Annotated in this window: 22 protein-coding genes, 1 pseudogene and 1 riboswitch; all 23 genes and pseudogenes read right to left on the reverse strand. The window is 53.2% G+C overall.

Annotation, left to right across the window (positions count from 1 at the left end):
- The coding region (locus VU18_RS09500; RefSeq protein ID WP_152668830.1) for an iron chelate uptake ABC transporter family permease subunit at nucleotides 1-517 on the reverse strand (517 nt) is incomplete at its 3' end.
- On the reverse strand, nucleotides 504-1,463 hold the full coding sequence (locus VU18_RS09505) for an ABC transporter substrate-binding protein (protein WP_011231749.1): 960 nt from the start codon (nucleotides 1,461-1,463) through the stop codon (nucleotides 504-506). The genes VU18_RS09500 and VU18_RS09505, both read right to left, overlap by 14 nt.
- A 140-nt stretch (nucleotides 1,464-1,603) precedes the next feature.
- Nucleotides 1,604-1,803, reverse strand: a riboswitch (cobalamin riboswitch).
- A 337-nt stretch (nucleotides 1,804-2,140) separates the two neighbouring features.
- Entirely contained in the window at nucleotides 2,141-2,755 is a 615-nt protein-coding gene (locus VU18_RS09510; RefSeq protein ID WP_047758174.1) for a PH domain-containing protein, read from the reverse strand.
- Nucleotides 2,756-2,950: 195 nt separating this feature from the next.
- Nucleotides 2,951-4,315, reverse strand: a complete 1,365-nt coding sequence (locus tag VU18_RS09515; RefSeq protein WP_021322077.1) for an APC family permease — start codon at nucleotides 4,313-4,315, stop codon at nucleotides 2,951-2,953.
- Nucleotides 4,316-4,328: 13 nt separating this feature from the next.
- Complete coding sequence (locus VU18_RS09520) at nucleotides 4,329-5,234, reverse strand: acetamidase/formamidase family protein (protein WP_011231752.1); 906 nt, start codon at nucleotides 5,232-5,234, stop codon at nucleotides 4,329-4,331.
- An 81-nt stretch (nucleotides 5,235-5,315) separates the two neighbouring features.
- Nucleotides 5,316-6,605, reverse strand: coding sequence for a hypothetical protein (locus tag VU18_RS09525; RefSeq protein WP_047758037.1), 1,290 nt, complete (start codon nucleotides 6,603-6,605; stop codon nucleotides 5,316-5,318).
- A complete protein-coding gene (locus VU18_RS09530; RefSeq protein ID WP_011231754.1) occupies nucleotides 6,605-7,306 on the reverse strand; it encodes a helix-turn-helix domain-containing protein in 702 nt (233 codons plus the stop codon). The genes VU18_RS09525 and VU18_RS09530 overlap by 1 nt, the downstream gene beginning before the upstream one ends.
- Before the next feature lie 3 nt (nucleotides 7,307-7,309).
- The gene (locus tag VU18_RS09535) at nucleotides 7,310-8,059 is read right to left on the reverse strand and encodes a sensor histidine kinase (RefSeq protein ID WP_012820711.1); all 750 of its coding nucleotides are present in this window, start codon (nucleotides 8,057-8,059) and stop codon (nucleotides 7,310-7,312) included.
- A gap of 225 nt (nucleotides 8,060-8,284) precedes the next feature.
- Nucleotides 8,285-9,202 carry a PEP phosphonomutase gene (locus tag VU18_RS09540; protein WP_014196233.1) on the reverse strand — a complete coding sequence of 306 codons (918 nt, stop codon included), beginning with the start codon at nucleotides 9,200-9,202 and terminating at the stop codon, nucleotides 8,285-8,287.
- Nucleotides 9,203-9,251: 49 nt separating this feature from the next.
- A pseudogene (gene nagE, locus VU18_RS09545) lies at nucleotides 9,252-10,615 on the reverse strand (N-acetylglucosamine-specific PTS transporter subunit IIBC).
- Nucleotides 10,615-11,346 (reverse strand): GntR family transcriptional regulator, encoded by a 732-nt coding sequence (locus tag VU18_RS09550; protein WP_011231757.1) that lies wholly within the window; start codon nucleotides 11,344-11,346, stop codon nucleotides 10,615-10,617. Before VU18_RS09550 ends, nagE begins: the two are co-directional and overlap by 1 nt.
- Entirely contained in the window at nucleotides 11,343-12,104 is a 762-nt protein-coding gene (gene nagB, locus VU18_RS09555; RefSeq protein WP_021322079.1) for a glucosamine-6-phosphate deaminase, read from the reverse strand. Before nagB ends, VU18_RS09550 begins: the two co-directional genes overlap by 4 nt.
- Entirely contained in the window at nucleotides 12,095-13,297 is a 1,203-nt protein-coding gene (nagA, locus tag VU18_RS09560) for an N-acetylglucosamine-6-phosphate deacetylase (RefSeq protein ID WP_020278279.1), read from the reverse strand. Before nagA ends, nagB begins: the two co-directional genes overlap by 10 nt.
- 139 nt (nucleotides 13,298-13,436) lie before the next feature.
- Complete coding sequence (locus tag VU18_RS09565; RefSeq protein WP_014196238.1) at nucleotides 13,437-15,230, reverse strand: ATP-binding protein; 1,794 nt, start codon at nucleotides 15,228-15,230, stop codon at nucleotides 13,437-13,439.
- Nucleotides 15,230-15,976, reverse strand: coding sequence for a response regulator transcription factor (locus VU18_RS09570; protein WP_014196239.1), 747 nt, complete (start codon nucleotides 15,974-15,976; stop codon nucleotides 15,230-15,232). The genes VU18_RS09565 and VU18_RS09570 overlap by 1 nt, the downstream gene beginning before the upstream one ends.
- 75 nt (nucleotides 15,977-16,051) lie before the next feature.
- A complete protein-coding gene (gene ccsB, locus VU18_RS09575) occupies nucleotides 16,052-17,239 on the reverse strand; it encodes a c-type cytochrome biogenesis protein CcsB (RefSeq protein WP_011231762.1) in 1,188 nt (395 codons plus the stop codon).
- Nucleotides 17,226-18,890: a cytochrome c biogenesis protein ResB gene (locus VU18_RS09580; protein ID WP_014196240.1), complete on the reverse strand. Its 1,665-nt coding sequence runs from the start codon at nucleotides 18,888-18,890 to the stop codon at nucleotides 17,226-17,228. Before VU18_RS09580 ends, ccsB begins: the two co-directional genes overlap by 14 nt.
- A gap of 13 nt (nucleotides 18,891-18,903) precedes the next feature.
- Nucleotides 18,904-19,428, reverse strand: a complete 525-nt coding sequence (resA, locus tag VU18_RS09585; protein ID WP_011231764.1) for a thiol-disulfide oxidoreductase ResA — start codon at nucleotides 19,426-19,428, stop codon at nucleotides 18,904-18,906.
- Nucleotides 19,429-19,570: 142 nt separating this feature from the next.
- Nucleotides 19,571-20,302: a pseudouridine synthase gene (locus VU18_RS09590; protein WP_011231765.1), complete on the reverse strand. Its 732-nt coding sequence runs from the start codon at nucleotides 20,300-20,302 to the stop codon at nucleotides 19,571-19,573.
- A 164-nt stretch (nucleotides 20,303-20,466) separates the two neighbouring features.
- Nucleotides 20,467-21,000, reverse strand: coding sequence for a spore maturation protein (locus tag VU18_RS09595; protein ID WP_011231766.1), 534 nt, complete (start codon nucleotides 20,998-21,000; stop codon nucleotides 20,467-20,469).
- Entirely contained in the window at nucleotides 21,000-21,596 is a 597-nt protein-coding gene (locus VU18_RS09600; RefSeq protein ID WP_011231767.1) for a nucleoside recognition domain-containing protein, read from the reverse strand. The genes VU18_RS09595 and VU18_RS09600 overlap by 1 nt, the downstream gene beginning before the upstream one ends.
- On the reverse strand, nucleotides 21,589-22,737 hold the full coding sequence (locus VU18_RS09605) for a D-alanyl-D-alanine carboxypeptidase family protein (RefSeq protein WP_014196241.1): 1,149 nt from the start codon (nucleotides 22,735-22,737) through the stop codon (nucleotides 21,589-21,591). Before VU18_RS09605 ends, VU18_RS09600 begins: the two co-directional genes overlap by 8 nt.
- 349 nt (nucleotides 22,738-23,086) lie before the next feature.
- A complete protein-coding gene (locus VU18_RS09610) occupies nucleotides 23,087-24,400 on the reverse strand; it encodes a superoxide dismutase (protein ID WP_025039220.1) in 1,314 nt (437 codons plus the stop codon).
- Between the last annotated feature and the right edge of the window lie 33 nt (nucleotides 24,401-24,433).

Raw genomic sequence — 24,433 nt, forward strand, 5'->3', positions numbered from 1 at the left:
AGGCGCTGAAAAACGCGCCGAAGATAATGCCGGCTAAAATGATCGTCTCAACCGACAGCTGCGGCTCAACCGCGCGAGTGAACGCCAAAACGGCGACAAGCGTCGCCATGCCGCATAAAATGCTCACGATCGGCAGCGTGAACGTGCCAAAGAGCGGCCATTGCCAGCCGAGAAAGATGACGAGCACCGCCCCGACCGAGGCGCCGGACGAGACGCCGAGCGTGTACGGATCGGCGAGCGCATTTTTCAGCAACCCTTGGAACGCCGCGCCAGCCAGCGCCAATGACGCCCCGACCAAAAAAGCGAGCACGACGCGCGGCAAGCGGATCGCCATCACGATCGGCACCCAATCGGCCGGAATGTCAGACGGAAGCGGCATACCAAACCATTCGGACGCAAGAATGCGAACAATAGAAGAAAAGGGAATCGACAGCGATCCTGTCGATATCCCTACGAGCAACGATAACATGGCCGCCGTGACGGCCAATATATACATCCACGTTTTACTTGAACACATCCGGGTAAACGGCTTTGGCAAGTTCCTCGACCCCTTCGACAAGGCGCGGACCCGGGCGGCTTACTAAGTCGGTGTTGACGTCATACACCCGCTTGTTTTTCACCGCCGGCACGTCTTTCCAAGCAGCGCGCGCAAACACTTGCTTCGCTCCGCCGTATGTCGTGATGATCACATCCGGCTTATAGGCCACTGCTTTTTCTTCCGTCACCATCGGCCAGCCTTCCAAGCTGCCGGCGACGTTTTTCGCTGAAATCACTTGAAGCATCTCATCCATAAACGTCCCTTTGCCGGCCGTATACAGCTGCGGCGGCGGCGACACTTCAATCCAGACGTTCGCTTGTTTGTCCGCCGGGATTTGTTTCGCTTTTTCTTGAATTTGCGCAAGCTTCTCTTTCATCTCATCAATCACTTGCTTCGCTTTGTCCGACGCCCCGGTCGCTTTGCCGATCAATTCGATGGACGCATACACATCGTCGAACGACTTCGCGTCATTCACGACAAGCACGGTGATGCCGGCGTCTTTCAATTGCTTGAGGCCATCGCGCGAGTTATGGGCGCTTGACGCGTGGGCCAAGACAAGATCCGGTTTGAGCGAAATGATTTTCTCGACGTTGAATTCCATGCCGCCGATTTTCGTTTTCGTTTTGACGTCTTCCGGGTAATTGTCAAAATCGCTGACGCCGACGATCTTATCGCCCAACCCCAACGCATAGGCGATTTCCGTATTGCTTGGGATGAGTGAGACGATCTTTTTCGGTTCCGCTTTGATCGTGACATCCTCGCCAAGCCCGTCTTTCACCGTCACCGGAAACGCCGCTTGTTCCGTTTTCGGTTCTTCTTTTTTCGCTGGCTGGGCGTTGCTATTGGCTCCACCGCTGCAGCCGACCAGCACGGCGGCCAGAAGGAAGAACACCGCCACCACCGCCGGCCATGTCCAACGTTTCATCCGTCATTCCCCCTTCAGTGATGTATGTACAATAAAAAACGCCCATTCCGCCTAAATCTGGGAATGAGCGCGAAACAGACCGCCAATGGGCACAACAATGCCCTATGCGACTGTTTCCGCGTCTCACCCCCCGAAGATTCGGAAACTGCGGCAAGCAAGGCAGGTCTACTGGCTCATGCTTCATCCTACTCTGAAGCCTTCCCGTACGGAAAACAGCGCAAGCCATCCGTCCGTACAGTGGCGATTTCATTTCGTCCGCATTGACAGTTGCGGGGACAGCTCCGGATTCCCACCGGATTCCCTATTAAGCCTTTTCGGCGCCTTGCTGCGAGTTGATTTAGTTATCGGATATGGACATTTTTATATTAAAGCAAGGCCTGGCATTTGACAACTGTGAATTTACAGTGGGCTGGCGGCAGGCGGTCATCGATCACTTTTGCGGTCAGGCAGCTCGGCTCCAGTGTCCGTGTTTTGTACGGAACGCCGCATGCGCCGTTGCATCGAGCTCCGCGATGTCAAATGCCGCCATGTTGCCTATTCATCGATTCCCACAAACCTCATCTTTTGAGTTTCTTCCGGCTGCGGAGAAACGTTCCTTTTCCATATGTCGCTAAAAAAATTAGGAAAGACGCCCCACCTCTGGCACGGCGTCTTTCCCCGATACAACCTTCATCTCGTCACTGTTGAATATATTTGTCAAACACAAAGCCGAAATCCTTCACCGTATAGTTCTTTTTCACTTCCGTCAGCCAGCGAAAAGCGTATTCATTCACGGCTTGAAAATCCGCCGACACATTGGCGCCGTCACCGCGCATGTTGGCCAACACCTTGGCCGCCAGTTCCAAACTCCGCTCCGCATAGTTGAACTTCGTTTCGTTTTCATGGCAAATGTCCGCGATCGCCAGCAGCGATTTATACAAATCTTTCAGTTCCTCAATATGCTTTTTATGCACATCAATGGAGTAGGAATGCGGTCCAATTTTAAATTTAATTTCCGCATCCAAATCGACCGTCCCGGCCGTTTCGAGCGATACGTCGGAAATCGGATGCTTGTAGTAATCGTAGCGGCGCAGCGTCCGTTTTTTGCTCGCGGCGCTCGTGCCGTCCAAATGAATGAGCGCGCGGTTGGTGAAGCAATACTCATCCGATTTTGATTTGATAAGAAAATAGATTTTCTCCCCATCCTCGTGCATCACATAATCATCGGCATCGACTTTGTCATAGTCTTTCGGCTGAATGACCGCACCGATGTCGCTTAACCCAAGCACATCGGCGGCGACTTTTCCAAACATGCTCATGTTCCTCCGGCTCCTTCCACGTTTTATCGGCGCCCGCCTATTGGCGGATGAACGGCGTTTTGCCTTAACAAGGCGCCGTAATCTCATACCTTTCATCTATGTAATACGTCGAGATCGGAAAAACGTTTCATCGCCTCTAAAAATCAAAGACCCGACGCCTTTTATGACGGCGTCAGGCCTTACAAGCAACTACAGTTCCCCGCTTAGACGGGAGTCTTTGTTCGTGAGCCGCAAAAAGATCAGGTAAACGAGTCCAATCGCGATCCAAATCAATCCGAGCTTTTTGCTGAGCGGGTCAAGATTGACCCACACATAACCGATGATGATAAAGCCGATGAGCGGGAACAAGAAATGATTGATGTAATCGTTGCTCTTTTGTTTGTGCAAAAAATAATTTATCACTGACACATGCAAAAAGAGGAAAGCCGTCAAGGCGCCAAAGTTGACAAGCGAAGCGAGCTTATCAATTTGCGAGGCGAACACCGTCGTGACAATGAGCGAAATCACAGCGACAAGCAATGTGCTGACGTATGGCGTTTGAAATTTCGGATGCACTTTGGCTAGCACACTGGGCAGTTTACGGTCGCGACCCATGCTGTACAAAATGCGGGAGATGGCTGCCTGGGCGACGAGCGCGTTCGCGATCCCCCATGAAAGCGCAGTGGCGATGATCGTTGTCCATTTCAGCCATGGTCCTCCTGCCAGCTCCGCAATCTGATAAAACGCCACATCTGCGTTTTTAAACGTCGTATAATCAGGCCAAATGAGAGCGGCGACCCATGTTTGCACGATGAAAAGCGCACCGACAACGAGCAAAGCGAAAATGATCGCTTTGCCGATCGATGATTTCCCGTCCCTTGTTTCCTCAGCCAGCGTCGACACCGCATCAAAACCAAGGAAGCTCAAGACGGCCACCGACACCGCCCCCATCACCGTCTCCGCGCTGAAATGATTAGGATCGTACAGCGGTTTGAACGTAAACTGCGCTCCATTGACACCTTTTATAATCGCAATAATTCCTGTGATCACAAACACTGCAAGGACGATGAGCTCTAAAACAACAATCACTTTGTTCGCTTTGGCCGTCATCTCGATCCCGAGAATATTAATGACCGTATTCATGGCAATAAACAGAACGAGCCACACGGAAATCGGCACTTGCGGCACAATATCGGCTAAGGCAGCAGCGCTGACCAAATAGAGAAGAGCCGGAACGAAAATGTAATCAAGCAAAATGACCCAGCCTGCCATAAAACCGACATATTCATTCATTCCCCGCTGGGCGTAGGAATACACGGAACCAGCGATTGGAAACGCCTCGGCCATTCTGGCGTAGCTCAAGGCGGTGAAAATCATCCCCACCATTCCGATTAAGTATGCTAAGGCGACCATCCCTTTTGACCCTTGCGCTACATACCCGTAAATGCCGAAAGGAGCGATCGGCACCATGAACACCATTCCGTAAATCAACAAATCAACAAATGTGAGCGACCGTTTTAATTCCTGTTTATAACCAAGCGACTCGACCGATGTGTTCGTTTCAAGTTGCGCCATCGCCGTTCCCTCCTCAATCCTCAAACAGGCGGATGCCATACGCTTCAAGCACAAATCGCGGTACAAAGAAACGCGCCGTGACGAGCGGGTCAACGACTTGGCTGATTTGTGTCTGACCGGCAGCGCTAAGCACCATCGTCAAATGGTTCAGCGTCAACGGAGTGTGCGGCAACAGCAAATTAACCATTTCCTCAACCGACTGTTTGACCGCCTCATCCAACGTTTTGGCCGAGACGATCGTCGCAATGCCATCATCGTTTTGCAACAGTGGATGGTTAAGCGAATATCCTTTCATCACCCGGACGGTGACCGTCACTTCCCCCGAAATTTCGATACCAGACACGCCGATTTCGCCGTCCCCCATCGCCGCATGCAAATCGCCTAATGCGAACAACGCCCCTTTGACAAAAACCGGGAAGTAAACGGTTGCCCCTGTTGTAATGAGCTTTGTATCCATATTGCCGCCATGCGGCCCGGGCGTTCCGCACGACACATCCTCACCGCTCGGCGCTACCCCGATGACGCCAATCATTGGATTTAATGGAATAGAAAGATGCTCGTCAAATACGGCCCGGTTTTCTTCTACTGGAATCATTTTTGCCTCAAACTGCGGAATCCGGTCGCCAAGCACCCCGAGCCCTGGGCCGACAGCCATGACCCCCTGTCCTTTGAGGCGAATCTGTTCAATTTTTACCGCTAAAATGTCACCGGGTTCCGCCCCTTCAATATAGATCGGTCCGGTCGCCGGATTGATATGATTCCAATCGATCGAGTCAAACGGCGTTTCGCTTGAAGTAATTTGATTTTGGAAACAGTCGTACGTTTCGATGACAAACGTTTCCCCTGACTGGACTGTTCGAACCGGTTGGTGGTTTTTGCTAAATGAATAAATGGCCGTTGTGCATGGAACAAATGACATGTCCGCTTTCCTCCCTTTCGTTTTTGTCTCATTATAACAGGGAGCAAACAAACTGTTTTGCATTTTTTTGATTCATTTTTGTTACTTCTTTATTTTTTGAATTAATCGATAAATCTGAGTAAACAAGAAACCGCCAATCCCATTCCATGCTATGGCCTCCAGCACATTATGGCGCATTCCCCATCGCCAGGCGATAGCAAACAAACATACCCATCCGATCATGCCTATAACCCCCATCGGTTTCTCTCCTGTCCGTAAAGCAGCCAACCCAAAACACGAGGAGGCAAGCAAGGCGGTCGAAAACATGACCATCCGCATCGGAAGAAGAGGAGCAATAAAAAAGAGGGCTAGTACAAGCAAAAAAGAGATGACATATGTCCATGAGAGATGCCTGCTCCACCTGTGCCAAAAAATTTGCACAACGGAATGCAAGGAAAGGGATAAGCTGAGTGACAACGCCGCCAGCAAGGCAATAGTAAGCGGCCAAGCAATCAAGACAGAAGAATGAAGCAGCCACCGTTTCAGTATGGCGGCAGTCGAAGCGGCCGCCGCATACGGGACGCATAAGGCTGCAACGGCCAACGGAAGCGGAGCAAGGCAAAACGCGGCCATAGAAAACGTCAGCGCAACGCGTTCTTTTTTCAATATTGATGCAATATCCCATACATACTCGTCGGCCAACCATTGCCCGGCAGCCGCCGCCAGCACAGCCCAAAACAACACGAACAACGAAACCATGTTCACATCGAGGGAAGCTGGGACAGTTCGTACAATCATCTCATATTGCCGCGCCACACCGCCCGTTAGATAATAGGCAAACGGAACCATTCCCATCACTATATAAACAATGTATAGCAGAACCGTTCCGATTTTCCGCATCCCCAACCAACCGGCGGGCACGGTAAACACGTACACATAGACGAACCAAATGAATAAAAAAGTCGGAGAAAAACGAAAGAGTTGCTGCAACAAATAGGCACATAACACGACAACGGTAAGCAGCCGGCCGATCGAAAGAAGGCGAACAAAAAACCGAAAGAAAAACAAAGCCCGCGCCGTAAAACAGCAGTCCGGCCAGCGATCCCCTTCCTTTGTTAGGGAACGATAGCGCACGGCCGCTGCTGAACGCCAAAGCACAAAAACGGCGGCCCATACCGCCATAGCCGTCACCACCCCCGCCGCCACTCCGCCATGAATAAAAGCATAGCATCCAAACAACAGCAGCTCCCCGGATGCAAAACGCAGTAACAGAGCATTGACCCCCTTGCTTAATCCAAGCGCCTCCGCTCCGATAAAACTGCGGCGACCAATATGCGGCACAGCAGCAAGCAGCAGTACGCATGCCATGAATAAAAGCATATACCAGTCCATTATCCATTGGTCTCCTTATACTTCGTAGGCGGGATGCCGACATATTTTCGAAACAAATGACTGAAATGATGTTGACTAGAAAATCCTGTCTCCTCAGCAATGCGTGCCATGGACCAATCCGGCTTTTTGGTCAACAGCTCTTTCGCCTTTTCAATCCGATATCGATTGACGTAATCCTTAAAATGGATGCCGATCTCCTCAACAAACAGCCTGCTCAAATAGGCTGGATGTACATGCACGGCAGCGGCTACCTCGGTTAAGCTGATTTTTTGCGCATAATGACAGTGCACATATTCGAGCGCCGCGCGGATGAGCGGGGACGAGACGAGCGCTTCCGGATGCTTTTGTTCAAATTTCGACAGCGCTTGATCAAACTCGCTCTCGATGAGCGGCTTCACCAAGTAGTCGAGCACTTCAAGCTGAATCGCCCGTTTGGCATAAGCAAAATCTTGGTAGGCTGTGATAATGATCAAGGCTAGATCGGGCTGTTTTTGTTTGAGCTCATAGGCCAAATCCAACCCGGACTGTCCAGGAAGGTGGATATCGATCAGCGCCAGCCGGAAGCGATGGGATGCGGCCAACCGTTTCGCCTCTGCGGCATCCTCCGCCGGCCATACTTCCCAATGCGGATATTTCCGCTTCACCAAATACGTGAGTTGTTCCAATTCTAAATATTCATCATCGACAATCAACACCTTCATCGTTTATCCCTCATCCCCTGGAACATACGGCCAAACGACAAGCGCCTCTGTCCACCCGCGCTCATCTTTTTGCAACACGAGCTGAGTTGGCAAATCAAACAAAAGAGCAAACCGCTTGCGCAAATTATCCAAGCCGACACCTCCATTCGCGATGGATAACTCCTTCCCTTCATTGCCATTATCGCAGACGCGCAAATATACCCAGTTGCCTTGGCGTCGAAAATCGATCGCCAAACATTTTTCACCCGCTTTTTTCTCAAGGCCATGTTTGAATGCGTTTTCCACCAGCGTTTGCAACGTATAAGAAGGAATGAGCGCACGCTCTCCATCCGGATCCATTTGCACCGACACCGACAGCCGTGAACCGAAGCGAAGTTGCTGCACCGCTAGATAGTTGCTTGTATGCGCCCATTCTTGTTTGAACGGAATAAGCGGCTGTTTCGTCTCATAGCTATCACGCAAAAACAGCGCAAAATGCTCCATTCCCCGAATCATTTCTTCATTTTTTCCTAAGCGCGCCAAGGATAAGAAAGCGTTCAACGCATTGAAAAAGAAATGCGGTCGGATTTGTTGATGGAGCTGCATATACTTGCTTTCTTGAAGTTCTTTTTCCAATCGAAGGCGCGCATGTTCCAACTGCCAATAATCCACTTCTTTTTCTGCTACCCCCAACAGCGCCAACACTGTCAACGATACAAGCGGCAACAATACGCTGAAAATGAGAATGAGATGAAATAATGGCTCGGCAATCATCATATTCTCCCCGCCACTCGCAATGCTTTCCCATTTGTTTTTTCATTTTATCACAAATTTGTTCTTTCATTTGATCACAAAATAAATAGAGGCGGCGGTACAAGGCAAATGTTTCCCACATCCGCAAACTTATTTTTCCATCATCTTGGCTCCCATCCTATCCTCTCCCGGCAAAAAAACGCCCCAAAAGCGAATGCTTTTGGGACCGACTGATCATATTCCACTTTATCTCAACGGCGATCTTGCCATGCGAATATACGTATGGCGTCTGCCGCGAATGGCGATCGAATACGCCATAATATTCTCTGGAACAGCGATGCCATGATAGCCAGCGTCGCCGATATGATGTAGATCCGCCCCAGCCATTTTGCTTGCAAGCGCGATTTGACGAATCGTACTCTCGTCAGCTCCTTCTTGGCTTGTGCCGATCGTCAGCATCGCAAGCGCCCCATGTTCATGCGCCACCTGAACAAGCTTCTCTGTCTTGTCTAATGTCACCCCCGGCACCGTTCCAGGAGCCGGCATCAAAACGACATCCGCACCAGCGTGAATGAAACGCACCACCACTTCTTCCGATACGATCCCGCTTCCCGCTTCATCGGCAACGCCTGCCGCGTGCATTTTCCCAGCCATCACGAGAGCATCCTCGCCTAAAATGGACCGCGCCGTTTCGATGGCTTTCACAATCTCATCATTCGTCACGCCTGTTTTCGGGTTTCCGGTTAGGCAAACAAAATCAAATCCTAGCTGTTTTGCTTGTTGCAGCGACTCGGCCGTTGCCATTCTCCCTTTTGGCAGCGTCGCAAGCTCCTCAAGCTGTTTTGCATTTGGGTCAACCGGCTCCAAATTGACGCCAACCGGGCGCCCTGTCAACTGCTTTAACCGTTCCACCATTTGATTCGGTTCGTTCGTGTCCAACCCGTTCACAACCGGCCGGAACACATCGAACCAATTCAACAACAGCAAATCCGCCCCAAACGCCGTGGCCAGTTCAGCGTTGGTGACCGCCGGATACAGCGGCGCGAATTCCCCGACGACTTCCGCGACGATCACCCTGCCTTCTGACGCTTGAATCGATTGTTTTAACTGTTTTCCTGTCATCCGACGAAAATCGGAGGCGTTGCAATCCAACAGCCGCTTCACCGGAGCTCCCCCTTTCTGGCGTCCCTTAAAAGAACGGCTTCGTTGTTCCTTATTTTCTCATAGCGTTGGCCAGAAATTCGACATCCGTGCCAACGACCACTTGCAAATCCGTTTGGTTGAGGCGAAGCACGCCTTTCGCTCCCAAACGTTTCAATTCTGCTTCGTTGACTTTTGACATGTCTTTCACTTTTAGGCGCAAGCGTGTGACACAATTGTCAATTTGCGCGAGATTATCTTTTCCTCCTAACGCCTCGATATATTTTGCAGCAAGGTCCTCGTATTTGACGCCCAACTGCGCCGCACCGCTGTCGGCAAACTCTCCCTCTACCTCATCTTCACGCCCCGGCGTTTTCAAATCGAGCTTCGTAATGAGGAAATAGAAGACGACGAAATAGACGAAGCATATACAAGACCTTGAACAATCAACAAATACGGTTTTTTCGCAATGCCGTAGTTTAAGAAAAAGTCAATCGCCCCGGCCGAGAACGTAAACCCGTGGTGGATGTCAAGCATTGTCGCCACTGCGAGCGACAAGCCGGTCAACACGGCATGGACAACGTAGAGCAATGGCGATAAAAACATGAATAGAAACTCAATTGGCTCCGTAATCCCGGTTAAAAACGACGTCAACGCCACGCCAAGGAGCGCGCCGGCGACCGCTTTGCGACGCTCTTTTTTCGCCGCCGCGATCATCGCCAGCGCTGCCGCGGGCAGGCCAAACATCATGATCGGGAAGAAGCCGGCCATAAAAATGCCCGCATCCGGGTCGCCGGCGAAAAAGCGGCTTAAATCGCCCGTTTTTCCGTTATACTCGCCAAACACAAACCAGACGAAGCTGTTTAACACATGGTGCAATCCGACTGGAATGAGCAACCGGTTGAGGAACCCGAAAATGCCGACGCCAACCGCCCCGGCACCAACGATCCAATGGCCGACCGCGTTGATGCCATCTTGAATCGGCGGCCATACATAGCCAAAAATCAAGGCAAGCACGAGCATGACAAGCGATGTCACGATCGGCACAAACCGCCGTCCGCCGAAGAAGCCTAGCCAGTCGGGCAACTTGATATCATGGTAACGGTTGTATAAAAGCCCGGCGATCACTCCGGAGATGATGCCGCCTAATACGGACATATTGATGTCTTTATCAATCGCGGCGGCCCCTTTTGTCAAGACAAAGTAGCCGATCGCCCCAGCAAGCGCCGCCGCGCCGTTGCCGTCTTTCGAAAAACCGATGGCCACGCCGATGGCGAAAATGAGCGCTAAATTGGAAAACACTGCATCGCCTGCGGCTGCGATAAACGGAATATTCAATAAATCAGGCTGACCGAGCCGAAGCAACAATCCTGCCGCCGGCAAAACGGCAATCGGCAGCATTAATGCTTTTCCAAGCCGCTGTAAAAAGCCTAACATCATGATCCTCCCCTTTTCATCTCAATCATAAATTTGTACCGGTCGCCGCGGTACACCGATTTGACGACTTCAAGCGGCCGACCGTCGACAAGGTGCGTGCGGCGCTCAAGCAATAGCACCGGAGCCCCTTCTTTCATCTTCAGATGCTCCGCCTCCACCTTGCGGGCGACAGATGCTTCCAATGTTTGAACAGCGGAGCCGATGATCATCCCTTTTTCTTTTTCGATAAATTCATAGACGGAACCGCTTACAACATCACGCGTCAGTCCGGGGACGAGATTGACCGGAATGTACAGCGTCTCCAACGCCATCGGCAAGCCGTCGGCCAACCGAAGGCGGCGGACTTCGTAAAGGTCATCGCCTTCCGTGACGCCAAGCCCTTCAGCGAGTTTCTCGGAAGCTGGAACCATCTCAAAGCTGAGGACGATCGTGCCGGGCTCCATGCCGCGCGCCCGCATATCTTCGGAAAAGCTCGTCAGCCCTTTCAGCGGCTGCTCGATTTTTTGGGCGGCGACAAATGTTCCTTTCCCGCGCCGGCGGATGAGATAGCCATCGTTCACTAAATTGTTGACCGCCTGCCGAACGGTCATCCGGCTGATGTCATACATTTCCGCCAACTCGCGCTCAGACGGGATCATTTCGCCCGGCTGCCACTCCCCTTTTTCGATCTTTTCTTTCATATATTGCTCGAGCTGATAGTAAATCGGAATCGGCGACTGTTTATCGATCACGGCGCATCCACCCGCCGCTTTTCCTTTGGGATGAGCGAGAGCGCCTCGCAGTCGGCGATGATCGTCACGTCCGGATGAAGGTGAAGCGCTGAAGCCGGCAAGTCCGGTGTGACAACGCCTTCGAGAAGCCGGGCCATGGCGTCCGCTTTTTCCTCCCCTGACGCCAACAGCACGATGCGGCGGCTGCGCAAAATGGTCGCAATTCCCATCGTAATGGCATAGCGCGGCACGTCATCAAGCGATGGAAAAAAGCGGGCGTTCGCTTCCCGTGTCAGCTCGGTCAGCTCGACGACGTGGGTGGCTGTCGAAAACGGCGTTCCTGGCTCGTTAAAGCCGATATGGCCGTTGCGGCCGATGCCCAACAGCTGCAAATCGATGCCGCCCAATTCATCGATGAGCCGATCGTAACGGCGGCATTCTTCGTCAAGATCAGCGGCCAAGCCATCCGGCACATGCGTCTCGTGAAGCGGGATGTCCAATTGGGCAAACAAATGCTGATTCATATAATAGCGATAGCTGTTCGGATGATCCGGGCCAAGGCCTACGTATTCATCCAAATTGACCGTGCGCACGAGCCGATACGATGTCCCATGCTGCCGATGATCGGCGGCCAATTCGCGGTACACACCGAGCACGGTCGAGCCGGTCGCCAAGCCGAGAACGGCGTTCGGCTTTTCCTTGACTTGTTTGATGATGATGTCCGCCGCCTGACGGCTCATCTCTGCGTAGTCAGCAACTTTCAAAAGCTTCATGGCCATCGCTCTCCACTCCTTTCATCCGGCTTGCGATAGGCAAGGGCGCCGCGGCAAAACGTCATCATGACTTCATATCGTTCATTCAAAACGACGACATCGGCGTCTTTGCCGGGCCGCAAGCTGCCTTTCCGATCAAGCAAGCCAAGCTGTTTCGCCGGATTCCAGCTCGCCATGCGGATCACCTCTTCAAGCGTGCAGCCAGTATAATCGAGCACACGGCGGATGGCCTCGCCAAGCTTGAGCACGCTTCCCGCCAGCGTGCCGTCGGCAAGCCGCGCCTCTTGGCCCCGAACAGTCACCTCTTGGCCGCCAAGTTCATACCGCCCATCACCTAGACATTTCGCCCGCATGGCATCGGTGATTAATATGAGCCCATCGCTTCCTTTATTCCGGTAAGCGAAGCGGACCATCGGCGGCGCAACGTGCAACCCGTCGGCGATCAGCTCGCACATCACTTCTTCAAACATAAGCGCAGCACCGGCGACACCCGGTTCACGGTGATGGATGCCGCGCATCCCATTGAACAGGTGGGTCGCATGCGTCACCCCTGCATGGACCGCCGCTTTTACTTCGTCGTAAACGGCATCGGAATGGCCGATCGAAGCGATCACACCCGTCTGTTTCAAGTAGGCGGCAAGTTCCAGCCCCCCGTTCCGCTCTGGGGCAAGCGTGACAAGGCGGATATGGCCGCCCGCCGCCTTTTGCCAGTGCTGGAACAGTGAGATGTCCGGATCGGCGAGATGGCGCGGGTGCTGCGCTCCGGCGCGCTTCGGCGACAAAAACGGTCCTTCCAGATGAACACCGAGCACTTCGGCCGCTCCCGGCCTGTTCGCCTCCGCCATATAGCGAGCGACGTTGCGAAGCGCGGCTTCGATTTGTTCGCTTGGCGCTGTCATCGTCGTCGCCAAAAAGCTCGTCGTCCCTTCCGCCGGCAAGGCGTTGGCCATCTTGTAAAGCGCCTCCGGGGTCGCATCCATGACATCCGCCCCAGCCGCCCCATGAATATGGACGTCGATGAATCCCGGCACGATGGAAAACCGTGAGGAAAGCTCGATCACTTCCGCCCCTGCATCAGTTGGGCATGACGACATCGGCCCGATCGCGGCCACTTTTTCCCCTTCGATCAGCACATACCCTTGTTCAATGTTTCCTGTTTCTGCATACACCTCGGCATTTTTCAATATCCACCGCTTCATCGCGATTCCCCACTTTCTGTCTCTCATTATAACATTATATATTCTAGTTGTCTATACCACTAAAACAAATCCGTCAACCAGTTCGCTTCAGTATGAAAGAAGCAGGGAAGCCGTGGCTTCCCCGCTCTTCCAAACGGCGCTACGCTCCTTTCGGTCCGCGGGCCGGCAAATAAAACGAAAACGTCGTTCCTTCGTTCAGTTTGCTGTGAACGGTAATGAGCCCTTTATGCGCTTCGACGATGTTTTTGGCGATGGCAAGGCCTAACCCGGTGCCGGAACGGCCGCGCGTGCGCGCTTTATCGGCTTTGTAAAACCGTTCAAACACAAACGGCAAATCCTCTTCGGGAATGCCGGAACCAGAGTCTTGGACATGGATCGTCACGCCGTCGCCGCTTGGTTCGATGATGAGGCGAACTGTGCCGCCCGATTCCGTATGGCGGATGGCGTTGTCAATTAAGTTCGTCAGCACCTGTTCGATCCGATCCGGATCGAGAGCGATTTCGATGTCCCGATCGCGAAACTCGGCTGTCAGCTCAATCTGCTTTTCTTTCGCCAGCCCGTAAAACTTGCGGATCACCCGCTCGATGTAAGGAACAAGCTTGACTTGTTCGTACTCTAGCTCGATATGGCCAGCTTCCATGCGCGCCAAGTCAAGCAGATCGTTAACAAGGCGGCCCATGCGCAGCGACTCGTCATAAATGACTTTCGCCATCTCTTTCTTCTCTTTTTCGCTCGCCGCGATATCGTCGATGATCGCCTCGCTGTAGCCTTGGAGCATGGCAATCGGCGTGCGCAATTCGTGCGAAACGTTGGCGATAAAGTCTTTGCGCAGCTTGTCAAGCCGCCGCTCTTCGGTCATGTCGCGCAAAACAGCCACCGCGCCGCGCACCATCGTTTTGCCGTACAGCGGCGTCATTAAAATAACCCACGTCCGCCCCTGCAGCGTCACTTCGGTCGATTGCTCCTTCTCCTCGCGAACGACGCGGGCAAACAGCTCTTTCACTTGCGGCGGCAACGGCGCCATCGCTTCCGCGTCGTTCCCTTGCTCAAAATACCACGCCTGCAAAAACCGCTCAGCCGGCGGGTTCGTAATCAAAATTTCCCCGTCGCGGTTAAACGTAATGACGCCATCGGCCATGCTGCTTAAAATGCTGGCGAGCTGTTCTTTTTCCTGGTTTAAGGCGTTGATGTTAAACTGCAGACGCCGTCCCATTTGGTTGAACGCCATCGCCAGCCCACCGATCTCATCGTTCGTTAAAATCGGCACTTTCATATCGAAATGGCCCCGCGCCATTTCGAACGCGGCTTGCCGCATTTTCCGGAGCGGAGCGGTGATGCGCGTCGACAAGAAAAAGGCAAAAAACGTCGTCATGACAATGGCGATAAACGCGGCGAGAAAAATTAACTCTTTCGTCCGCTCCGTCGCGTCGGCGATCGCCTCGAGCGACTGATAGATAAACACAGCTCCTCGGCTGCCATCCGGCATCGACATCGGCACGCCGACAATGATCATATCACGGGGCAGCTTTTCTTTTGGATGCCGCTCCGGCATATACAAACGCTTTTTCACCGTTTTCCCATCTGTCAGCACACGCCGCAAGTCCCGATCTTGGCGAATCGACGACAGCGGCATATTGTCCAACCCAGCATCGCCAGGCGAATACCAATAGTGCGACTCATCGGCGACGATGACGGCTTTCGTTCGATTGTCCACAAGCGTCCAAGCGATCGAGCGGGCAAGCTGCTCGTCGCGGTAATCGTGCATCACCTCGGCCACTTTTGTCGCCAGGCGGGTCAAGTCGTTTTCCGCTTCCTGCACATAATAATCTTCCAAAAATTTAATAAGCAAAATGCTTAAAATAAACAGCACGCACGAAACGAGCAACAAAATCGTAAACCATAGCTTGCCGACGACGCTGCGAAACAGCCACATTAGTCGCTCACTGCCTCAAATTTGTAGCCGACGCCCCAGACGGTGACGATCATTTTTCCCGCCTGCGGCGACGCTTTATTCAACTTTTCGCGCAACCGTTTAATGTGGGTGTCGACCGTGCGCAAGTCGCCGAAAAACTCGTAATGCCATACTTCTTTGAGCAGCTGTTCGCGGTCGAACACTTTGTCGGGCGAGCGGGCCAGAAAGAGAAGCAGCTCATATTCTTTCGGCGTTAAGCTGACTTCCTTGCCGTCGACCGTCACCCGGTGGGCATCGTTGTCAATCGTCAAATGCGGAAACACAAGCACGTCTTTCGCCGTCGTCTCCACCGGCGCGTAGGCGGCGTTCGCCGCGCGGCGCAACAGCGCTTTTACGCGCAGCACGACTTCGCGCGGACTGAACGGCTTGACAATGTAATCATCCGTGCCGACTTCAAACCCTTGCACGCGGTTGGATTCTTCGCCTTTTGCCGTCAACATCATAATCGGCGTCGTTTTTTGCGCGCGGATTTCTTTGCACACCTCAATTCCATCTTTGCCCGGCAGCATCAGATCGAGCAAAATGACATCATAATCATTCGTCAACGCCTTCTCCAACGCTTCATTGCCGTCACCGGCCTCATCGATCACATAGTTTTCCCGCTCCAAATACATTTTCAAGAGCCGCCGGATGCGCTCTTCATCGTCAACCACTAAAATACGGACGGTTTTTTCTTGTTTTTCCAATGCTTTGCACCCTCCCATCATCAATGGAAATACTCCCTATTTTCTAGTTTACCGAAAAACCGGATGCTCGCCAACAGAGCATCCGGTTGTTTTCCATTATGTTCCGGCGTACGAGTGCAATCCCGCAATGACGAGGTTGACCGCCACTAAGTTAAACATAATAATGGCAAAGCCGATGACGGCGAGCCATGCCGACTTTTCACCATGCCAGCCTTTTGACAAACGAAGGTGCAAAAAGGCAGCGTAAAACAGCCAAGTGATAAGCGCCCATACTTCTTTCGGGTCCCAGCCCCAAAAACGCGTCCAGGCGATTTGCGCCCAAATCATCGCGAAAATGAGCGCCCCGAGCGTAAACACCGGAAAGCCGATCGCCACCGCCCGATAGCTGATCTCATCGGTCAAATCCAAGTTAACGTTCTTCACGAGCGGCTTGAGCGCGGCGGCAACGCGCTTGCGCAAGAGAAGCCGAAGCATGATGTACAGCGCCGTTCCGGCTATGAGCGACCAGATGACCGTATTGAGCTTTCTTGCATTGATGATCGCCGGCATCTCAACAAGCGGCTCCATGCGGCCGGCGCTTTCTTTCATAAGCTCCCCTTTGTGCGGCCCAACGAGCGCCGGCATATCGTAGATGACCTCAACCGTCTGCTTGTTTTTGTCCACCCACGTGAACTTCGCTTCATACCCAGAAAGACCGAACGCTGTCGAAACGATGACAAAGCCGAGCGTGGTAATTAAGCAAAACATGACCACTTCGAGCCAAAACGTCCGTTTCGACGGCTTCGATTGATCGACGACGCGAATCAAATAGATGAGCCCAGCGACAAAGCTGATGGCCAAAATCGCTTCACCAGCCGCCGCCGTCGTCACATGGATGTGCAGCCAATCGCTTTGCAAGGCGGGAATGAGCGGCGAAATTTCCCGCGGAAACATGCTTGCGTAAGCAATCACAAGCAACGCGACCGGCAGCGCAAACAAGCCGAGCACACTCAGCCGGTAAATGAAATAAATAATAATGAAAGCAGCAACCAGCATCATGCCGAAAAAGGTCGTAAACTCGAACAAGTTGCTCACGGGCGCGTGCCCGGCGGCGATCCAGCGCGTCACAAAATAGCCGACTTGGGCGAGAAAGCCGATGATCGTCACGGAGATGCCAAGCTGCGACCAACGATCCTTCTCTTGCCGTTCTTTTCGCTTGTCGCGAATGGCTCCGCCAAAAAAGAACGTGCCGATTAAATATAGAACGAACGCGATATATAGCAACGTGCTGCTAAGCTGTACCATGTCCATGGACTTGTCCCCCTTGTCCGGCTTTTTTGTCGTTTTCGAGCTGATCAGCCGGCATCATGACGCCGGTGCCGTCAAGCAAACGGCGCAGCTCGTTTTTCAAGCCGAACCAGTTTTTATTCGTGTGCGCGGCAATCCATAGCTCACCGTTTACCCGCTGCACCCAAATGCGGCGGTGGTTCCAATACATCCCTTGGATGAGCCCGATCATGAAAATCGCGCCGCCTACCCCTAAAATCCAAAGCGTAAAGTCGCGGCGGACGGTCAAACCGGAGACATTGCGGGTTTGAAGCCCCGCGAACGCCATTTTGTATTTGTTGTTGCCAAACGGTTCGATCGTCTGCTGGATGGCGACAAAGCTTACTTCCCCTTTCGGACGGTCCGGCGCGTACATTTTGAACACGAACGCCGGATTGTTCGGCACGCGCGACTTCGTTGACGGATTGCCGTCTTCATCAAACTCAAAATCAGGAAAATAGCTTAATAGCTCAACGCGATACCCATGTCCGAGATTGTACGACTCTTTCGGATCATACAAGTCGACCGTCACCGTGCCGAACGTTTCCCCCGACTGCTTGTCCGCCAACTGAAATGACATCGCTTTCGGCTCATTCAAGCGGAAATCGACTTGGTAGAGCGCATAATGGTCGAACTCCAGCGGCTCGTTGACGCGAATCGGATACTCCTTCACTTTTTCAAGCTTCGGCTTGGCGCCGGGGATCACAGGACCGACACGCTTATACAACACGACGTTTGTTTGATAGTTTTTGGCGATCATCCCGTTGCCGACGCGGTCGATGGCAGCGTTGAACACTTCGTTGTCTTTGCCTTTCTCATATGTTTCAAAAATAAATTTTTCACTCTTTAAAAAGTAGCGGCCGTTCGTCCCAGGAATTTCTTTCGTCTCCCCTTCCGGAATCCACATCACCCGATCGATGTACATGCCGGGAACGGAACGAAGCATCGCCCCGATCAAGAAAATGATGAGGCCGATATGATTGACGTACGGCCCCCAGCGGGAAAACCGCCCTTTTTCAGCGAGCAAATGCCCGTCTTCCTCGCGGACATGGTAGCGCCGCGCAGCCAGCCGTTCTTTCAACACAGCCATCGTCTTGTCGAGATCGCTCACATGCGAGACGCCAAACAACCGCTGCCGCTCTAAAAAGCGCGGATGGCGCTTCACCCCTTGCCGCTTCAAGGCGCGGTAAAGCGGAACGACCCGGTCCAAGCTGCAAATGACAAGCGAAACGCCGATTAAGGCGATGAGCAAAATGTACCACCATGAGCCGTACAAGTTGTTAAAGCCGAGCTCATAATACAGCTTCCCTGCCCAGCCGTACTGCTGCTTATAATACTCCGCCGGATCGACGTTCGGCGGAATATACATTTGCTGAGGGAAAATCGTGCCGATCGCCGAAGCGATGAGCGTGATGACGATGAGCGCCACCCCGACTTTGACCGACGAGAAAAACGCCCAAATTTGGTCGATCATCGTTTTTTTGTACGTTTGCGATCGGCGCGCGCTTCCTTCGTAGCGCATGTCCAAAATCAGTTTTTCTCCCAAATCGGCAAGCGGCTTGCCGCACGACTCACAAAACGCCGTGCCGTGCGGATTGACATGGCCGCATTCGCATTTGACGTGTTCCATGGCGCAAAACTCCTTACGGTTTGATGCTTTCTAGATGCCGTTCGATGTCTTCTTTCGTCATCGTTCCGGTAATGATTTGTTTTACTTCGCCGTTTTTGTCAATCAAAAACGTTGTCGGCAGCGGCCCGACGTTATAGGCGTTCAATACTTGATCTTGACGGTCGATCACAATCGGAAATGTCAGGCCGAACCGTTCCGCGAACTTTTCAACGCTCAACTTCGGTTCACCGACATTGACAGCCAAAATTTCAACCCCTTGTTTTTTGTAAATCGGGTACAGCTCGTTCATATACGGCATCTCCCGCTCGCACGGCTTGCACCACGTTCCCCAAAAGTTCAAAAAAACGCCTTTGCCGCGATAGTCTGAAAGACGATGTTCATGCCCTTTCAAATCAGTCAGCACAAAATCAGGCGCCGTCGAACCAACAGCGACAGCCGTTTTCTCCGTGAAAAAATTCGTGTAAATCGTATAGCCGATCGCCGCGAGCAACACGAGCAAAATCGCTGTCCTCATCACTAAGCGCTGTTGTTTTTTCATCGTTCAAACCCCTTTACGTTTCTCCTCCCCCACAGCCAACGGTAGAGGGGAGGCAAGCGGTTCACAATCTCCCATTTTCCATTATAGCAAAGTCCCTCGCTCGTTTATGCGCAAGGATATGAACGTTATGTGACAATCTTCGTCATTTTCTTCCCCCGGATTGGGCAAGGACGCGCAGCAACTTCACCTCATGCGGCGTCAGCTCGCGGTATTCGCCGGGGCGCAGCCCTTTCAAATCGAGAAACGCGTACCGCTCCCGCTTCAGCTTCAGCACCTCGCAGCCGATCGCCTCAAACATGCGGCGCACTTGCCGGTTTCGTCCTTCGTGGATACGGATTTCCACAATGGCTGTCCCCTTCTTCCGGTCGGCGGAGAGCAGCTTCACTTTGGCTGGCGCCGTCATGCCATCTTCCAACTGCACTCCTTGTTCGAGCCGTTTCAGCTGCTCGTGCGTTGGAATGCCTTTCACTTTGGCAATGTACACTTTTTCAATTTCATACCGCGGGTGCATAAGCAGGTTGGCAAAGTCGCCGTCATTCGTCAACAAAAGCAGTCCAGACGTATCGTAGTCAAGCCGCCCGATCGGATAAATGCGTTTGTCCAGATCTTTGAAAAAATCGGTCACCACTTTGCGGCCTCTGTCATCTTTGACGCTGGAAATCACCCCGCGCGGCTTGTACAGCAAATAATACACCGGCTCTTCGCGCTCGATCGGGATGCCGTCGACTTCGACATCATCGCGCGGCCCGACCTTGACGCCAAGCTCCTTGACGACGCGGCCGTTCACTTTCACCCGCCCTTGCAAAATGAGTTCTTCCGCCTTGCGCCTTGACGCGATGCCGGCGCGGGCGATCACTTTTTGCAACCGTTCCATTCTCTCTCACCTCTTTCATCATCTTACCCTTTCCGTCTAACAGATACAAGTGCGGCACTTTTATTTTTCACCTTTCCCGTCCCCTTTGCAAACAAAAAACCCGCCGGACGGCGGGAATCGAGTAGGAGAGGGTGAATGCCGGGCGCACACGAAAAAAGGCGCCGCTAGCGCCCGAATACAAACAAAACGATGAAAACAGAAACAATAAAGCTGAGAATGTCGGCCAAAATGCCGACTTTTAACGCATCGCCCATTTTTTTGACGCCGACGGCGCCAAAATAGACGGTGAGCACGTAAAGCGTCGTCTCCGTACTGCCTTGGATCGTAGAAGCAAGGCGCCCGATGAACGAATCCGGGCCGTAAGTAGCGATCAAATCGGTCGTCATGCCGAGCGCCGCCGTGCCGGAAAGCGTGCGGAGAGCCGCAAGCGGAACGACTTCGGCCGGCAGTCCAATGGCATCAGCCAGCGGTTTGATCACTTCCATCATGGCATCAAGCGCCCCTGAGGCTCGGAAAATGGCGACCGACACCAACATGCCGACCAAATACGGGATGAGCGAAAACGCGATCTCGATCCCTTCCTTGCCGCCTTCCACAAACGCTTCGTACGTCGGCACTTTCTTTGCTGTACCGTAAAGCAAAATAAAAGCAATGAGCGCAGGGATCAGCCAAACAGAAAGAAGTTGGACGATGGCCATTATGGCTTCCTGCCTTTCCGCATCCGTTTCCAATAATAGTACCGGTCAATCAATACCGCCCCAATCGTCGAAATCGTCGAAGCGACGATCGTCGTCCCAATGATCTCGCTCGGCGCCGCTGAACCGTACGTCATGCGGATCGAGATGACGGTCGCCGGAATGAGCGTAATGCCTGATGTGTTCATGGCCAAAAATGTCACCATCGACCGGCTAGCCTCGTCGCGGCCGCCGTTGAGCTTTTTTAGCTGCTCCATCGCCTTTATGCCCATCGGCGTCGCCGCATTGCCAAGGCCGAACATGTTGGCGACCATATTCGAGACGATATAGCCGAGCGCAGGATGGCCGGGCGGCACCTCTGGAAACAAGCGGCGTACGAGCGGCATAAACAGGCGCGCCGCTTTGTCAAGCAAGCCGGCGCGTTCAGCGATCGCCATCAGCCCGAGCCAAAACACTAAAATGCTGACCATGCCGATGCTGATCGTCACCGCTTCTTTGGCGCTTTCAAACACCGCTTTGTTCACTTCGTCCATCGTGCCGTTGGCCGCCGCAAAGACGATGCCAATGACCGCCATCATCACCCAAATGAGGTTAACCATCGCTTCTCACACCTAAAAAGCGAAATACTTGCCATAAAAACCCTCGGCCGCTTCCTTCCTTTCCCGGTTCATACAGCAGCGGCACCGAATCAACCGCCTTTTGATGCAAATAAAGCACCGCCTTTCCGACCTCTGTCGGCGCCCGTTCTGGGTATTTTTCCCATTCCTTGCGCGGCTTCAGCAAATACACTTTCACCCGCAGCCCGCTCTCCTCTTTATCGGTCACCGGATATCGCAAATCGCGGACCGCCTGCAGCCGCCCGCGGTAAAACGGATCAGAAATTTTGTCGACCACCCGCTCGCTGCTCACTTTGGCGATGTGATAATGAGAAAATCCATATTCGTACATAGCGATATGGTCATTCCAATCGTCCGGTGCATCCAACGTCACGGCGATCAAATCGATGCCGCCTTTGGATGCCGTCGTCACGAGCGTGCGATGGGCCCGTTTCGTATAGCCGGTTTTGCCGCCGGTGCAATATTCGTAAAGACTTGTCAACAACTTGTTTTTATTTCGCCACACACGCGCGCCGTCTTCGCCGGGCGGAGCGGGGGCGCGGTACACCTTCGTCCCCGAGATGCGCCGAAACTCTTTGTTTTTCATCGCATATTGCATGAGCAGCGCCATATCGTACGCGGTTGAGTAGTGGTTTTCCGCGTCATCCAACCCGTGCGGATTGGCAAACTCGGTATCACGCATCCCGATTTCAGCCGCTTTTTGGTTCATTAAAAAAACAAATCCTTCGACGCTGCCGCCGACATGTTCAGCGATGGCCACCGCCGCGTCGTTGCCGGAACGAAGCATCAGCCCATATACCAAATCGCGCAGTTTGATTTTCTCCCCTTGGCGCAAGTAAATTGACGACCCTTCGGTCCGGACAGCGCGGGCGCTGACCGTCACCGTGTCGTCCATCTTCCCCGATTCAATCGCCAAAATGGCGGTCATAATTTTCGTAATGCTGGCGATGCGCCGTTTTGTATAGGCATCCTTGGCAAACAAAACCCGCCCGGAATGCTGCTCTATCAAAATCGCGCTTTTTGCGCTCACCCCATCCATAGCGCGCATCCGCTCTGGAACAAATGCCATAATCCCCGCAGCGAGTGCAAGAATGAGCGCAATGAGCCGCTTCTGCTTATTCATCTCATATCGGCGAGGATCCCCCTCCTTTAAGGAGCGGGGAGGAATCGCCTGTTCCTCCTTTCCGATTAGGCTGAACGGGCCGCAGCCGAAGAAACGTCGCGGCGGAAACAGGCTGAACCCCAAAGCCGCGTTTTGTACAAGTGTATGCCTCGATGGGACAAATATGATGAAAAAATGCTGTTGCAAGGGGAGACAGCCTGAACGATCCGCTCCGGCGCTTGCGCTGGGCGCGTTGATGACATTTTCCCTGCAAAGAGAAAGCCGCTCCTTGAAACGGCGGACAGGTGTCCTGATGGATCGCAGCGCCTGCTCTCCCAAAAAAACGGGCAGGGGGTTCCCCCCCGCCCGTTTAAAACGGCTGCCAACGAAGCTTCTGCGCCTCATGAAAGCGTTCTTCAACGTTGCGCCAGTTGACGACGTTCCACCAATGTTCGATGTACGCCGCCCGATCATTTTTGTATTGCAAATAGTAGGCATGCTCCCACACATCAAGCACGAGAAGCGGGATCACATCCCATTGCGCCATGAGCTGGTGTTTTTCCGCCTGCAAAATTTCCAGACGGTGCGCTCGCGGCGCCCAAACGAGCAGCGCCCAGCCGACCCCTTCGGCGCTTTTCGCCGCTTCGGTGAAATGACGGCGAAAGGCGGTAAAACTGCCAAAATCGCGCTCGATTTGCGCCCGCAGCTCCCCGCGCGGCTCGCCGCCGCCCTCTGGATGCATGTTGTACCAAAAGATTGTATGCAAATAATGCCCGGAGCCGTGGAACGCCGCTTCCCGCTCCCAATGTTTCAACAGATCAAAATTGTTCGTCCGGCGCGCCTCGGCCATCATCCGCTCCGCCTGATTAAGACCGTCGACATAGCTTTGATGATGCTTCGTATGGTGAAGGCGCATGATTTCTTCGGAAATATGCGGCTCGAGCGCATCATAACGGTACGGCAGCGGCGGCAAGACATGACGGCCGGGCGCTACTTGTTGACGCGGCTCACCGCCGTCGTCCGCATCCACCCAGCGTCGCTTTCCATCGGTCACGTTGTCCGCTTGATCCGGCTCGCCGTCAGCTGCATCAGTCGGCGAGTCGGAGAGCTCCGCCATAAAAGCCGGCTCTTTTGCGTCCTCAACCCGCTCTGCCGTCCCGCTGGTGTCAAGCCATCCGTCTTCGTTCTCTTTGTTTTCACTCTCCAGTTCAGGCGACACCGATTCCCCTTCGACTTGTTCTTGCGTCGCCTCTTCTTCCCGATCGGCAGCTGACGAATCAGCCAGGCGGACGGCCCGAGTGTATACGTCATCGACAAGACGCTGGAGCTCGTAAATCGCTTCTTCGGTCCATTCATCGCCGTGTCCATCGATGTACGCCAACAAAGACGAAAGCCCAACATCCTCAGCCATCCTGCGTGCAGACAGCGCCTGTTCAACTTGTCTTCCCCACGCAGCCGCTTCCATGACATACTGGCGAAGCGCACCGACATACACGTCATCGGCAAGGCGCTGAAGCTCGCGGACGGCCTCTTCCGTCCACTCGCCGTCATGCTCGGCAATAAACTCGAGCAGCGACGAAGCGCCATCCGTGCTTGCCCCACGCAAAGCGAGCGTCTCCTTGACTTGATTTCCCCATTCGTTCACCCTAGCCGCATATTGGGCGAACAACACCTGATCGTCCATTTGGTAAAAACCTCCTCCTGTTTTGTTCGCCAT

It is taken from the genome of Geobacillus sp. ZGt-1, assembly GCF_001026865.1.
In the GTDB taxonomy this organism is placed as follows: Bacteria; Bacillota; Bacilli; order Bacillales; family Anoxybacillaceae; genus Geobacillus; species Geobacillus thermoleovorans.